12 protein-coding genes are annotated in these 14,035 nt (G+C 62.4%); 5 read left to right on the top strand and 7 right to left on the bottom strand.

Features of this window, described 5'->3' with window-relative positions:
- Nucleotides 1–96 precede the first annotated feature (96 nt).
- The 7 genes from AC0QUY_RS15390 to AC0QUY_RS15360 form a co-directional block, all read right to left on the bottom strand.
- Nucleotides 97–1,074 carry a hypothetical protein gene (locus AC0QUY_RS15390; RefSeq protein WP_475387451.1) on the bottom strand — a complete coding sequence of 326 codons (978 nt, stop codon included), beginning with the start codon at nucleotides 1,072–1,074 and terminating at the stop codon, nucleotides 97–99.
- 232 nt (nucleotides 1,075–1,306) lie between these two features.
- Nucleotides 1,307–1,507, bottom strand: coding sequence for a hypothetical protein (locus AC0QUY_RS15385; RefSeq protein ID WP_475387450.1), 201 nt, complete (start codon nucleotides 1,505–1,507; stop codon nucleotides 1,307–1,309).
- A 174-nt stretch (nucleotides 1,508–1,681) separates the two neighbouring features.
- Nucleotides 1,682–2,293 (bottom strand): sigma-70 family RNA polymerase sigma factor, encoded by a 612-nt coding sequence (locus AC0QUY_RS15380; protein ID WP_161850608.1) that lies wholly within the window; start codon nucleotides 2,291–2,293, stop codon nucleotides 1,682–1,684.
- A 359-nt stretch (nucleotides 2,294–2,652) separates the two neighbouring features.
- On the bottom strand, nucleotides 2,653–3,393 hold the full coding sequence (locus AC0QUY_RS15375) for a response regulator (RefSeq protein ID WP_475387449.1): 741 nt from the start codon (nucleotides 3,391–3,393) through the stop codon (nucleotides 2,653–2,655).
- Nucleotides 3,390–5,135, bottom strand: a complete 1,746-nt coding sequence (locus AC0QUY_RS15370) for an ATP-binding response regulator (protein ID WP_161850606.1) — start codon at nucleotides 5,133–5,135, stop codon at nucleotides 3,390–3,392. Before AC0QUY_RS15370 ends, AC0QUY_RS15375 begins: the two co-directional genes overlap by 4 nt.
- Nucleotides 5,105–7,099, bottom strand: a complete 1,995-nt coding sequence (locus tag AC0QUY_RS15365; protein ID WP_161856276.1) for a sensor histidine kinase — start codon at nucleotides 7,097–7,099, stop codon at nucleotides 5,105–5,107. The genes AC0QUY_RS15370 and AC0QUY_RS15365 overlap by 31 nt, the downstream gene beginning before the upstream one ends.
- Before the next feature lie 89 nt (nucleotides 7,100–7,188).
- Nucleotides 7,189–7,470, bottom strand: coding sequence for a hypothetical protein (locus AC0QUY_RS15360; protein ID WP_475387448.1), 282 nt, complete (start codon nucleotides 7,468–7,470; stop codon nucleotides 7,189–7,191).
- Between the two features lie 264 nt (nucleotides 7,471–7,734).
- Here AC0QUY_RS15360 and ugpB point away from each other — a divergent pair, with 264 nt between their 5' ends.
- From ugpB to AC0QUY_RS15335, 5 genes are all read left to right on the top strand, one after another.
- Nucleotides 7,735–9,045, top strand: a complete 1,311-nt coding sequence (gene ugpB / locus AC0QUY_RS15355; RefSeq protein WP_475387447.1) for a sn-glycerol-3-phosphate ABC transporter substrate-binding protein UgpB — start codon at nucleotides 7,735–7,737, stop codon at nucleotides 9,043–9,045.
- A gap of 101 nt (nucleotides 9,046–9,146) precedes the next feature.
- Entirely contained in the window at nucleotides 9,147–10,100 is a 954-nt protein-coding gene (locus tag AC0QUY_RS15350) for an aminoglycoside phosphotransferase family protein (RefSeq protein ID WP_475387446.1), read from the top strand.
- Nucleotides 10,101–10,327: 227 nt separating this feature from the next.
- Nucleotides 10,328–11,950, top strand: coding sequence for an ABC transporter substrate-binding protein (locus tag AC0QUY_RS15345; protein WP_475387445.1), 1,623 nt, complete (start codon nucleotides 10,328–10,330; stop codon nucleotides 11,948–11,950).
- A 114-nt stretch (nucleotides 11,951–12,064) separates the two neighbouring features.
- Nucleotides 12,065–13,078, top strand: coding sequence for an ABC transporter permease (locus AC0QUY_RS15340; protein ID WP_475387444.1), 1,014 nt, complete (start codon nucleotides 12,065–12,067; stop codon nucleotides 13,076–13,078).
- Nucleotides 13,079–13,087: 9 nt separating this feature from the next.
- Nucleotides 13,088–13,987, top strand: a complete 900-nt coding sequence (locus AC0QUY_RS15335) for an ABC transporter permease (RefSeq protein ID WP_475387443.1) — start codon at nucleotides 13,088–13,090, stop codon at nucleotides 13,985–13,987.
- Nucleotides 13,988–14,035: the final 48 nt, after the last annotated feature.

The raw sequence follows: 14,035 nt of genomic DNA, 5'->3' as shown, positions 1-14,035 counted from the left end.
GCGTCCGAACCACGCGTCTATCTTACCACGCCCGATGCGACGATCATACTATACCGGCGTGTATGCCTGCGTGCCGCGTAGAACAGGTCTGCAAGCCTATCGTCCATCCGATGAATTCAGTCCCAGTCTTCGGACGATCTCGGCCTGCACCGCACGGGTCTGGTCCTTGCCGACCAGGACTGGACTGCGGATCTTTCTCCCGGTGCGGAGCCGGATCGCGATGACGTAGTGGCTGCCCCTTCGGCCGCCGCTTTCGACATCGATGCGCTCGACATCGTCACCGCCGACCGTGTCCGCCTCTGTCGTACCCCTTAACGACAGCCGTTCAAACCTGATGGCGCCGTTGTGGACAATCCAGAATGCACTGGTCCGATAGAGATATCTGATCAGCACGAAGGCCATGATCGCGCCGAGAGACCAGACGGCGATTCCAAGGGCGGATAGTTTGCCGCTCCAGAGCGCATAGATGAACGGAAGGCTCAGCGAGCAGGCGAGCAGCACGAGAAGAGCCCTGTATGCCCGGACGCGTTTGGAACTGATCGGCTTACCTAGTCGTATCCTGGGATTGGCGGCGTCGAACGGGTTCTCGGCTAGTTCGGGAGCAGGCAACTGAAGCAGCCAGGCAATCTGCAAAGTGGTTTTTTGCACCTGGGTGATATCAGGCAGCGGAGGTGAGGCGAGCGTATCTCCCGCTTCGGTCTCGAATACGAGGCTGAACTCCACTGATTTGCCGATGCTCTTTCGGAGGCGCATCCCCGATATTTCGTCATCCCTGATCAATCTTCGGTGCAACTTCCCGAATGGACGCTGTTCGCCGATCAGGATTGCGCCTGGGGTAATGATCCAGACGACGTTGCGATCTAGCAGGGCCGCGCCCAGCAGGAGGCTTCCGAACAACAATGCAAACAGAGCGGCGATGCCAAGCCAATGGTCGTTTGCGAGGTGAGCAAGGCCGGGGAGGGCGATCAAACACAAAACCACGGCAATGCCTGCGAGAACCAGCCGCTCATTGAGCGACGTGCCCTTGCGTAGCCTGACCTCATTCTCGTTTGCCGCATCCATCGCCGGCGGCAAGCACCACGACCGGCGTGGTCACGTCAAGCGGCAAAACGTGCGGATCAAATAGATTGTGCCGGCCAATCACGATCGAACTTTTGCGGTCAGACGTGCGTCTTTTTCGTGTCACACTCACGAAGTCGAAGCCCCAAATACAGAGCGACCCGGCTGGGGGGCATCCCGGCCGGGTCGTTGGAGGTTACTTGGGAGGTTTAGAGCTTGGAAGGCTAGAACTTGGGACGTGAGAAATTCAGCGGGGGGTCTCGCTGTCGTAGGAGATCACGCAGACCTCCTTGGGACTCTTGGTGCCGCAATCCACCACCTGTTCGCGCACGAACGTCGAACCGCTGTCGCGCTGGGCGCGGGGCGTAACATTCTGAGCCGAAAGCGTTGCCAGGGTTGCGACGGCGCCGAGCGGGACGATGAAAAAGCGGAAGGACGGCTTCAGCATATTCGCTCTCCTGTTCGGCGTTGGCGTTGCGTTGATGACTGGTATAGGGGGTGAGTTTTTCCGGGTGATGTCGTGTTTTGTTTCATTTGTTTCGCCGGAGGTAATCTTTGTCCGTCGAAACCGACCCGTTTTCTCATCCCCGATACTGATCTAACTCATTGAAATGGCGGTGTTTTATGCCGCGAGGCTGTCGACGCCGGCGCCCTTAAGCAACTCGGCCAATTGTTTGCGGGCATAGAACATCCGGGTCTTCACCGTGCTCTGGGGAATGCCGATGATCGCGCCGGCCTCTTCCACCGACTTCTCGTGGTAATAGACCAGGTTGATGATCTCGCGATGCGCGGGCGACAGCTTGGCGACGCAGGCGCGCAGGATCGCGCTGGTGTTGCTGCGGTCGAGCGAGGCTTCCGGCGTATCGGCCTCATCGGCGATCTCCAGCACGTCTTCCTGCTCGATGTCCTCATGCTTGCGCTGGCGCAGCGCGGTCAGCGCCTTGAAGCGGGCGATCGACAGCAGCCAGGTCGAAACCTGCGAGCGACCCTCGAACTGGGCGGCGGTCCGCCACACGTCGAGAAACACCTGGCTGACCAGGTCTTCCGCCATGGTGGTGTCGCGCACCATGCGCAGCACGAAGCGGTAAACCCGGACGTTATGACGGGAGTAAAGCACATGCATCGACGTGCGGTCGCCCTTGGCAATACTCTGCAACAGCATCTCGTCGGATGTCGCGCGGGCGGCGGCAATCGACTTCTTGGCTGCGGCGTTGATGGCGATGACGTTCGACATGACAGGCTCCCAATTCCCCACGCCCTGCGGCGTTCGTTGGGAGGATTGTTAATGAGGCTCGGTTTCGGGATGTCTGCTCCACAAGGGGAAAATGGTTTCGTGCCGGAGAGAATTGTTTCGTGGCGAGGCCAGCCACGAAACATTCGGGCCAAAAAAGCCAGTATTTTCAATATGCGGAAAATTGGAAGATTTCAGATGCGGATTTGTTCCGCACAGGCGCAATCCCATCGTCGTCCCTGCGAAAGCAGAGACCCATAACCACAGGGCGTTATTGTCTGGAAATGACGTCTACCACAGCGTGTCAATATAACCGCCGCGGAGTATGTGTCCCTGCGTTCGCAGGGACGACGAAGAAAGGCCTAGCTCTTCTCGCCGGTCGGCGAGAATAGATAGCCGCCACCACGAATCGTGCGGATCACGGCGGGCTTGGTCGGATCGATCTCGATCTTGCGGCGGATGCGCATGATGCGCAGGTCGACGGCGCGGTCGAATGCTTCGGCGTCGCGCGCATTGGCCAATTCCAAAAGCCGCTCGCGCGACAGCACGCGCTTCGGGTTCGCCGCGAACACTTTCAACAGGCCGAATTCGGACGCCGTCAGCGGATGCTCGTTGCCTTCGTCGTCGCGCAGCGCCTGGGCTTCGAGGTCGAGCCATTTGGTGCCGAACCGCACCAGCTGTTCCTTCTCCGCCTTTGCAGCCGCAGCCTCAGGCGCGGCAGCCGTCTTCGCCGGCGTGCTGCGGCGAAGCACCGAGCGGATGCGCGCCATCAGTTCGCGCAGCTCGCAGGGCTTTGCAATGTAGTCGTCGGCGCCGAGTTCGAGGCCTACGACGCGGTCGATCGGGCTTGCGGTCGCCGTCAGCATGATGACGGGGACGTTGATGCGGCTCTTGAGGTCGCGGATGATCGAGAGCCCGTCTTCCTCGGGCATGTTGAGGTCAAGCACCACGAGATCGGGTGTGTTGGACTCGATCTCCTTGCGCAGGCTCTTGCCGCCGTCGCACAGCGTGACGCCAAATCCGTGCATCTTGAGGTAATCGCCGACCATCTCGCGGGCCGGTGCCTCGTCGTCGACGATGAAGATGTGCGGGCTCTGGGTCATGTCGTCTCTGTCGCGGGCAGTGTAACCGTAAATGTCGATCCCTGTCCGGGGCCGGCGCTTTCCGCGGTCACATGGCCGCCATGCATGTCGATGATACGTTTGACGATCGACAGGCCGAGGCCGGTCGAACTTTCCCCGGCCGTCGGCTTGGCCGATAAACGCTGAAAACGCCCAAATAGCCGACCGAGATCCTCCGGCGAAAGGCCGGCACCCTGGTCGGCGATCCGGATCACCGTGTCGCCGCTCTCATGGGTGACGGTCACCATGATCTTGCCGCCGATCGGCGAATATTTGATGGCGTTGCTGACGAGGTTGTCAATCGCCTCGCGGATCCGGTCGGTGTCGCACATGGTGACGATGTTAGGCGGCGCCGACACCGTGATGGCCTGCTGCTTGTTGACGGCCGAAGGCAGGTTAGATTCGGTGACCTCGGACACGAGGGCGGCGATATCGACCGGTTCGCGGCGGATGGTGATGTCGAAGGCGTCTGCCATCGCATCCGAAATCAGATGGTCGACCATCGTGGTCAGGCGCTTGGTGGCGTCCCTGATGTGCTCGACCTGCGCGGTGACGTTCTCCTTGGGCGAGCCGGCGCCGATCAATTCGGTCAGCATCTCGGTGCGGCCGAGGATCACGCCGAGCGGATTCTTCAAATCATGCGCGACGGTGCCGAGAATTTCGTTCTTGAAGCCGTTGGCGCGCTGCAGCCTGAGCCATTGCGCCGAGAGCCTGCGGTTGGCCTGCATCAGCGCGCGGGTGCGCTGGGCGACGCGGTCTTCGAGTTGGGTGTTGGCCTCGTGCAGTTGCCGGTAAAGAATCACGTTGTCGAACGCGATCGACAGCCGGCTGGAGAAAATCTCGACCAGCGCGCGGTCGGTGTCGGACAATTGGCGCTCGGCCTGCAGCAGCACCACCACCTCGCGGCCGGAGCCGGTGCGCAAATAAAGCACGCTGCGGTGGTCGGCGAATTCGTTCTTGCGGCGCTGGAAGGCGGCTTCCACCATCTGCCGCAAATCCGGGTCGAGTGCCTTGGAGCTGGTGGTTCCGATGAAGCGGCTGTAGCAGCCCGAGCCGGCCAGCACCGAGAATTCGCTCCCCGCGACGCCGTCGTCGCGCAGCACCAGGATGCCGGCGCAATCGACATTGAGCAGCGAAGCAAGCTGGGTCAGCACGCCTTCGGCCAGCCGCTGCATCGATTTGAAGTCGTAGAGCGTCGAGGCGGCATCGATGATGATTTCAAGCCCGCGGCGCGTCTGCACCATGCGTTCGAGCTGCTGGTAGCTGCGCAGCGCTGCGGTAAGCGAGGTGAACAGCTTGTCGGCCGTCAGCTCGGTCTTGGCCTTGTAGTCGTTGATGTCGTACTGGACGATGACGCGGCGCTCGGGCGCCTGTCCCGGCTGGCCGGTGCGCAGGATGATGCGCACGGTTTCGTTCTTGATCTCGTTGCGGATGTATTCCACGAGCTCGAGCCCCGCGACGTCGGTCTCCATGATGACATCAAGCAGCACGGCGGCGACGTCGGGATTGTCACGCATCAAGGTGCGGCCTTCGGCCGCGGAATAGGCGGAGAGGATTTCCAGCGTCGCGCCGTTGAGGCTGTAGTCGCTCAGCGCAAAGCGGGTGCCCTCATGCACGGCGGCATCGTCGTCGATGACGGCGATCTTCCATTTGCGGGCGGACGAGTCCTCCGGAGCGGCCCCGGTATCGTCGATCAGGTGGAGGACATCGTCCTGTTCGGCCATTGCGAAGTTCCGTCGGCTGCTGTCTGGTCTGTACTCGTGGATCCGCCCTTGGCGACTTTAGGCATGATAATGCGGAATGTGGTGCCTTGTCCCAGCCTTGACTCCAGCATCATCCGGCCGCCGAGCTGTTGAGTGACAAGATTATAGACGATATGCAAGCCCAGTCCGGTGCCGCCTTCGTTGCGGCGCGTCGTAAAGAAGGGGTCGAATGCCTGCCTTTGCACGTCCGGCGTCATTCCGGCCCCGTTGTCGGCAAAGATGATCTCGACATCGTCGCTGCCGCGCGCCCGCGCCGAGATCGAGATCGCGCCGGAGCGGCCGTCGGCAAAGGCATGGTTGGCGGCGTTGAGGAAAAGATTGGTTAATATCTGGCCGTAGGAACCGGGATAGCCGTCGATGACGAGCCCTTCCGGCACGTCGACCGACAGCGTGATCGCGGCCTTCTTCAACACCGGCCGCAGGCTCGCGACGATCTGGTCGGTGGCCTCGCTCAGGTTGAATTGCCGTCGCTCGGCATGCGAGCGGTCCACCGCCACCTGCTTGAACGACTGGATCAGCTCGGCGGCGCGGTGCAGGTTCGCCACCAATTGCCCTGCGGCATCGCGCGAGCTCTTGACGAAGTCGTCAAGCTTGGAACGCCGCAGCGGCCCGCTGCGCAATTCGGCCTCGAACGTATCAGCCCGCCGCGCAAAGCTCGACGCCACCGTCAGGCTGATGCCGATCGGGTTGTTCACCTCGTGGGCGACGCCGGCCACCAGCCCGCCGAGCGCCGCCAGCCGTTCGGCGTCGATCAGGTTCTGCTGTGCGGTGTTGAGCTCGAGCAGTGCGCTCTCGGCTCTCTCCTTCGAGGCGCGCAGCTCGTCCTCGGTCTTGCGCTTGGCGATGGCGTTCTCGCGGAAGACGTCGACCGCCCGCGCCATCGCGCCGACCTCGTCCTTGGCGGTGGTGCCCTGCACGCGGCGATCGTAATTGCCTGACGTGATCGCATGCATCGCCGCCAGGATCTGCTGCAGCGGCAGGCGGATCGAGAGCGCAATCAGCACGCCGGCGGACAGGATGATGCCGAGGAACATCACCGCGATCGACAGCACCCGGCGCGAGATGGCCGACAACGTCTTATCGAATGTCTCCTGCGCCTTTTGCTCGCGCTGGCGCATCTTGACCGACAACTCGTCGATGACGGCGATGGCGTCGGCCTGGCTGGCGTCGATGGTATTGCGCAACAGCTCGGTCCTGACAGCGAGTTGCTCGGTCAGTTTGGCCATGCCCTCGCGCAATGCCACCGTCCGGGCCTGCAGCCGCGTCAGCGCCATGCGCTGCAGATCATTGTCGGCGAGGTCGGCCATCGCGGGGATGGTCTTCTCGATCGTCTCGGTATTCCTTCGGGCGTCTTCGGCGGTGGCCGAGCCCGGCGACAGGTAATAGGCGTTGGCGGCGACCAATAGCGCCGTAAACGCTTCGCGCGATTTTCCAAGCGACGGCCAGATCTGCGCGTCGCGATGCCCAGTGGCACCCTCGATGATCGAATAGAGCCCGGCCATTTCCCTGGCCGGTCCCAGCACCTGCTGCTCATAGGTCTTGGTGATGGTGGCCTGTACGGCGCGCAATTCGCCGAAGCCATTGAGGAAGCGGTCGGTGACCTGTTCGAGCCGCTCGACCGATCCCGAAAGAATCCGGTCGTTCGATGCGCGCGTGGTGAGCGTGCCGAGCACAGCCTCGCGCAGCAGCAGGATCTCGGCGAACAGCTCGGGGCTCGGCTGGTTGATGTAGCGATGGATCAGGTTCTGCAGCCGGCTGGTTTCGCTCTCCAGATGCGCCAGGATCTTGTCGGACTCCCGCACCTGCCGGACATCGTCCCAGGCCGAACCCAGGACGTTGGCGCCGTTCCAGATCAGGACCGCAAGCACCACGACGACGGCGGAGTTCAAGGCTGCGATCGACAGAATGCGCCAGCGGATCGGCACCGCGCGTAGCCACTGGACCACGTGAAACCGGCCGCGCGCGGCGAAGGTCGCCGGCCGTTCCGATGTTCGCGGCTGTTGCGGTGCGCCGGTCAAATTCGCTCCATGTTGCGAAGGGGCCCGACCAATAGCGGCGCCATCGTCCCGATCAATGCAACGTTGGTACGGTTCAGATCGGGTGCGCCGGTGCGGGTCCGTTCGAGGGTTCCGTTTTCCGCGCCGGACAGACGGGACTGGAACCCGTCGATACGACATACCTCGCCCCAGGGACCGGCGACGCCAGACTCGCGCGCAAGCGCGCCCGTTGAGACCGCCGTAAGCAACAGCGCGACAACAAGCACGAAGACCCGCGAAAGGTTGGCGCGGCGGTACACAGGCGACAAATCCCCTTAGAGAAGGAGTCTGCAGCGGGGAAAAAAGGTTCAACGTAATTTTAGCAGAATTTGCCGATGCTTGGCTATTGGTGGCGCGGCCGGCTGAGGCTAGCCTGGGGTTATCCTGAGAATTTCGTTACAATCTTGAATTGTGCGTTGCGGTGAGGTCGGCGGATTGAAACCGCCGTCGCAGGGAACTATGAGGACGGCGAACGGGCACGTCGCTGGCGCGGCAGAGCGGGGTAATCACCGGTGAAACTGGTCTTGAGATTCTTGCAATGCGCAACGCTCGCCGCCGTGGCGCTGGCGTCTCCGGCCCAGGCCGCCACCGAGATCATGTGGTGGCACGCGATGTCGGGGGAACTCGGCAAGCAGCTCGAAAAGCTCGCGGCCGATTTCAATGCGTCGCAGTCCGATTACCGGATCGTGCCGACCTACAAGGGCAACTACACCGAGACGGTGACGGCGGCGATCTTCGCCTTCCGCTCGCGAAGCCAGCCCGCCATCGTTCAGGTCAACGAGATCGCCACCGCCACCATGATGGCGGCCAAGGGCGCGATCTATCCGGTGTTCGAACTGATGCGCGACCAGTCGGAGCCGTTCGCGCCGGAGGCGTATCTGCCTGTAGTGACCGGCTATTACTCGGACGTCGCGGGCAACATGCTCTCGTTTCCGTTCAACGTCTCGACGCCGATCCTTTACTACAACAAGGACCAGTTCCGCGCCGCGGGCCTCGATCCGGAGGTGGCGCCGAAGACCTGGGCCGAGGTCGGCGCGGCGGCGAAGCGCCTGCGCGCTGCGGGCGCGGCGTGCGGGCTCACTACATCCTGGCCCTCCTGGATCCATGTCGAGAATTTTTCCGCATTCCACAATCTGCCGCTGGCCAGCAAGGGCAATGGCTTTGGCGGTCTCGATGCCGAATTGACCTTCAACAATCCGGACGTGGTGCGGCACATCGCGCAATTGGCGGAATGGCAGGCGACGAAGGCTTTCGACTATAGCGGCCGCGGGCAATCGGCCGAGCCGCGCTTTCAGAAGGGCGAATGCGCCATCTTCATCGGCTCGTCCGGAACGCGCGCGGACATCAAGGCCAATTCCAAATTCGAGGTCGGCTACGGCATGATTCCGCACCGGCCCGAAATCGCCGGCGCCCCGCAAAACTCCATCATCGGCGGCGCCACGCTATGGGTGCTGCGCGACCGGCCGCGCGCCGAATATGCCGGCGTCGCGCGCTTCTTCGCCTATCTTTCGAAGCCCGAGGTGCAGGCCGCCTGGCACCAGCACACCGGCTATCTGCCGATCACCCGCGCCGCCTTCGACCTCACCCGCGCGCAAGGCTTCTACGATCGCGATCCCGGTGCGGCGATCGGAATCGAGCAGATGACCTTGAAATCGCCGACCGAGAACTCGAAAGGGATCCGGCTTGGCTCCTTTGTGCTGATCCGCAGCGTGATCGACGAAGAACTCGAGCAGGTTTTCAGCGGCAAGCAGTCTGCGCAGGCCGCCCTCGATCTCGCCGTTGAGCGCGGCAACCGCCTGCTGCGCCAGTTCGAACGCGCAAACCCGGAGCAGTAGTTTCCGTCATTGCGAGCGCGAAGCAATCCATCTATCCCCGCGCTGAGGCATGGATTGCTTCGCTGCGCTCGCAATGACGTCAGACAACGTTCAGCATCACCATGACTGCATCCCTGCCGGCATTCACCGACTACGAACCGTTCCGCACCTGGCGCGCCGATCCGGCTCAATGGCTGCCGATCGCGCGCGATATCGCCCGCAGCAATGGCTTGGCGTGCGCCGCGCCGCATGTGTTCTCCACCGGCACCAATCTCGTCCTTGCCCTCGACGAAAACCTCATCCTGAAGATCTTCCCGCCATTTCTTCGCGCCCAGTTCGTCTCGGAACAGGGCGCGCTGGCGCAGCTTCAGGGGCGGCTTCGTATCGCAATCCCCGAAATCGTCATCAAAGGGGAGCGCGACGGATGGCCATATCTCGTCATCACGCGGCTAACCGGCGCGTTGGGCGCGGATGTCTGGCCCTCGCTGCCGGAAGCGGACAAGGAGCGCGTGCTGGCTGAGATCGGCGAGACCATCGCCGAGGTGCAGCGCGCCCCTGTCGGACCGCTTGCGCAGATCGAGCCTGGCTGGGACGCTTTCATGCGCCGGCAGATCGAAGGATGCCGCGCGCGGCATGCGCGGCTCGGATTGCCGCAGAAATTTCTGGATGGCCTCGACGACCTGCTTGGCGATGCAGCCACATTGACGGCGCTGAACGGGCCGCCAGTGATCCTGACCGGCGAATACATCCCGGAGAATTTCCTGCTGAGCCGCGGCGGTTCGGGCTGGCAACTCGCGGGGCTGTTCGATTTCGGCGACGTGATGACGGGGAGGGGCGAATACGACCTGTTAGGTCCAAGCGTATTCATGATCGCAGGCGTGCCGCGACGAGTGCAGAGCCTGTTCGCCGGCTTCGGATATTCAGCCGCGGATGTCACGCCCGATCTGAAGCGGCGATTGATGGCGCTGATGCTGCTGCACCGGGCCAGCGATCCGGTCAGGCAATTCTGCATCGAGGGTTGGCAGCAGAAGGCCGCCAATCTCAGGGAATTGCAGGATCTGCTCTGGCCGATCTGACCGTCGCCCAGCAATGGAGCGCTCAAAATTCTTGCATACTTTATGAGCAAATCTGCCGCTTTGTATGCAATTGACGGGATGTCGCGCCTCGGTGTGGCGCCCATTTCTTTTTGAATTTCAAGCTGCATCAATCGGTTAGGGCGAGGGAAAGCTTTCTTTAACGGTTGGCACAAACCTTGCGATTCCAGCTCCAGGCCGTTTTCCCTCAGGCGTTTGGAGCATCACCCATGAAGCGTCGCGATTTCCTCAAATCCGTGTCGGGGCTGGCGGCTGCCGGCGCGCTCACGCCGGCGCCGGCGATCTGGTCTTCCGCCAAGGCGCAAGCGCGGTCGGAAACGCTGCTGATCGTCTCGGAAAGCGGCCCCAACAATCTCGACATTCACGGCGTCGGCACCAATGTGCCCGGCTACGAGGTGTCGTGGAATTGCTACGACCGCCTGATCAGCCACGAGATGAAAAGCGGTCCCGGCGGCGTGCCGTATTACGACCGCGACAAGTTCAAGCCCGAACTCGCCGAGGACATGAAGGTCGGCGACATGTCGGTGACCTTCAAGCTGAAGAAGAACGCCAAATTCCACGACGGAGCGCCCGTCACGGCCAAGGATGTCAAATGGTCGCTCGATCGCGCGGTCAGCGTCGGCGGCTTCCCCACGTTCCAGATGGGCGCGGGCTCGCTGACCAAGACCGAGCAGTTCGTTGTCGTCGACGACAACACGGTGCGGATCGATTTCGCCAAGAAGGACCGTCTCACTCTCCCCGATCTCGCTGTTATCGTGCCCTGCGTCGTCAATTCCGAGCTGGTGAAGAAGAACGCGACCGAGAAGGATCCGTGGGGCCTCGAATACACCAAGCAGCAGACCGCGGGCTCCGGCGCCTACAAGGTGACGAAATGGACGGCGGGCACCGAAGTCGTCATGGAGCGCAACGACGAGTGGGCCGGCGGTCCCTTGCCCAAGGTCAAGCGCGTGATCTGGCGCATGGTGCCGCAGGCCGGTAACCGCCGCGCGCTGCTGGAGCGCGGCGATGCCGACATCTCCTATGATCTGCCGAACAAGGATTTCGTCGAGCTGAAGGACAGCGGCAAGCTCAACATCGTCTCGGTGCCTTATTCCAACGGCGTCCAGTATATCGGCATGAACGTCAAGATCGCGCCGTTCGACAACCCCAAGGTTCGCGAGGCCGTCGCCTGCGCTATCCCCTATCAGAAGATCATGGATGCCGTGCTGTTCGGCCTCGCCAAGCCGATGTTTGGCGCGCCTGCGGATAAGGCCACCGAGGTGGCGTGGCCGCAGCCGACCAAATACGTCACCGACATTGCGAAGGCCAAGGCGCTGCTGGCCGAGGCGGGCCACCCCAACGGTTTCGAGACGACGCTGTCGTTCGACCTCGGCTTTGCCGGCGTCAACGAGCCGCTCTGCGTGCTGGTGCAGGAGTCTCTCGCCCAGATCGGCATCAAGACCACTATCAACAAGATTCCCGGCGCCAACTGGCGTACCGAACTGAACAAGAAAGTGCTGCCGCTCTATACCAACGTGTTCTCCGGCTGGCTCGACTATCCCGAATACTTCTTCATCTGGTGCTACGACGGCAAGAATTCGATCTTCAACACCATGAGCTACCAGTCGAAGGCGATGGACGAGTACATCGCCGGCGCCGTCGACGCTGCGGCGATCGGCAACACCGCGAAGTACGACGCCGACGTAAAAGGCTTCGTCGACCTCGCCTTCAAGGACATCCCGCGCATCCCGCTGTACCAGCCCTACGTCAATGTCGCGATGCAGAAGAACGTATCCGGTTATCAATACTGGTTCCACCGCCGCCTCGATTACCGCGCGCTGGTGAAGGCGTAAGTGGGCGAATGGTGAGTGACGAGTAGCGAATAGGGGGCAGCGGATGGCTTCACACAACGGCAATTATCTACTCGCCATTCGCTATTCGCCATTCGCAAGCGCGGAGCGCGCCCCATGCTGACCATGATCGGCAAGCGGCTGATGTTCGCGATTCCCTCGCTGATCGGGGTCGTGATCGTCACCTTTCTCCTGACCCGCGCACTACCGGGCGATCCCGCCGCCTATTTCGCCGGGCCCGCGGCGAGCAAGGAAGCGATCGAGCAGATCCGCAAGAAACTCGGTTTCGACAAGCCGCTGATCGAGCAGTTCTTCCGCTACACCAACGATCTCGCCCATGGCGATTTCGGCACCTCGCTGACGACGGGCCAGCCGGTCGCGACCGAAATCCGCAACCGACTGCCGGCATCCGCCGAGCTGACGCTGCTCGGGCTCATCGTCTCGATCACGATCGCTATCCCGCTCGGCGTGCTCGCCGCGACCCGGCCAGGCTCCTGGATCGACCATCTCTGCCGCGTCACCACGACGGCAGGCGTGTCGCTGCCGGTGTTTTTTACGGGGCTCGTGCTGGTCTATCTCTTCTATTTCAGGCTCGGCTGGTCGCCTGCACCGCTCGGGCGGCTCGACGTGTTCTACAGCGCGCCGCCGACGGTGACCGGCCTTTATCTGATCGACAGCCTGATCGCGCGCGAGTTCGAGACGTTTCGCTCGGCGCTGAGCCAGCTCATCCTGCCGGCGGCGACGCTGGCGATCTTCTCGCTGGCGCCGATCGCCCGCATGACGCGCGCCTCGATGCTGGCGGTACTGGCGTCGGACTTCGTCCGCACCGCGCGCGCCAGCGGGCTCTCGCCCTCGACGGTGATCGTCACCTATGCGTTTCGCAACGCGATGCTGCCGGTCATCACCACGCTCAGCATGGTGTTCTCGTTCCTGCTGGGCGCCAACGTGCTGGTCGAAAAAGTGTTCGCCTGGCCCGGCATCGGCTCCTACGCGGTGGAGGCGCTGATTTCGTCTGATTTCGCGCCGGTGCAGGGTTTCGTGCTGACCATGGCGGTCATGTACGTGCTGCTCAATCTCTTCATCGACATTCTCTATGGCGTGATCGATCCGCGCGTGCGGCTGGAAGGGTGAGGTTGGAAGATGAGTGCTGTTCTGCCTGCCGTTGAACCCTCCGGTCCCGCCCGTACTTCGGGGCTTGCTGCGATCTTCGAGCACACCCGCTATGTGCTGGGCGAAAACCGCGTCACCGCCTTTGCCTTCGGCCTTTTGGTGATCATCCTGTTCGCCGCGATCTTCGGGCCCTACATCGTGCCCTATGATCCGCTCGCCAGCGATACATCAGCGGCGCTGAAACCGCCGTCGGCGGCACACTGGTTCGGCACCGATCAATTGGGTCGCGACATTTTCAGCCGCGTCATCGTCGCCACCCGGCTCGATACCTTCATTGCGGTAGCCTCCGTGGCGCTGGTCTTCCTGATGGGCGGGCTCGCCGGCATCGCCGCCGGCTATTTCGGCGGCTGGACCGACCGTATCGTCGGCCGCATCGCCGATACCATCATGGCGTTTCCGCTGTTCGTGCTGGCGATGGGCATCGTGGCAGCGCTCGGCAATACTGTGCAGAACATCATCATTGCCACCGCGATCGTGAATTTTCCGCTCTATGCGCGCGTCGCCCGCGCCGAGGCAAATGTCCGCCGCAACGCCGGCTTCGTGCAGGCGGCGCGGCTGTCCGGCAATGGCGAGCTGCGCATTCTGCTGGTGCAGATCCTGCCCAACATCATGCCGATCATGATCGTGCAGATGTCGCTGACCATGGGCTATGCGATCCTCAACGCCGCCGGCCTCTCCTTCATCGGGCTTGGCGTGCGGCCGCCGACGGCGGAATGGGGCATCATGGTCGCCGAAGGCGCCACCTTCATGGTCTCAGGCGAATGGTGGATCGCGCTGTTCCCGGGCCTTGCGCTGATGATTGCGGTGTTCTGCTTCAACCTGCTCGGCGACGGCCTGCGCGACATCGTCGATCCGCAGCGGAGGACGTGATGGCTGATTCAAGCTTTGTTCGTTTCGGCCCCTGCATAGGGGGACGAA

The organism is Bradyrhizobium sp. WYCCWR15520 (genome assembly GCF_056174665.1).
The sequence above is the reverse complement of the archived record's forward strand: the minus strand, read 5'-3'. Positions and strand labels throughout refer to the sequence as shown.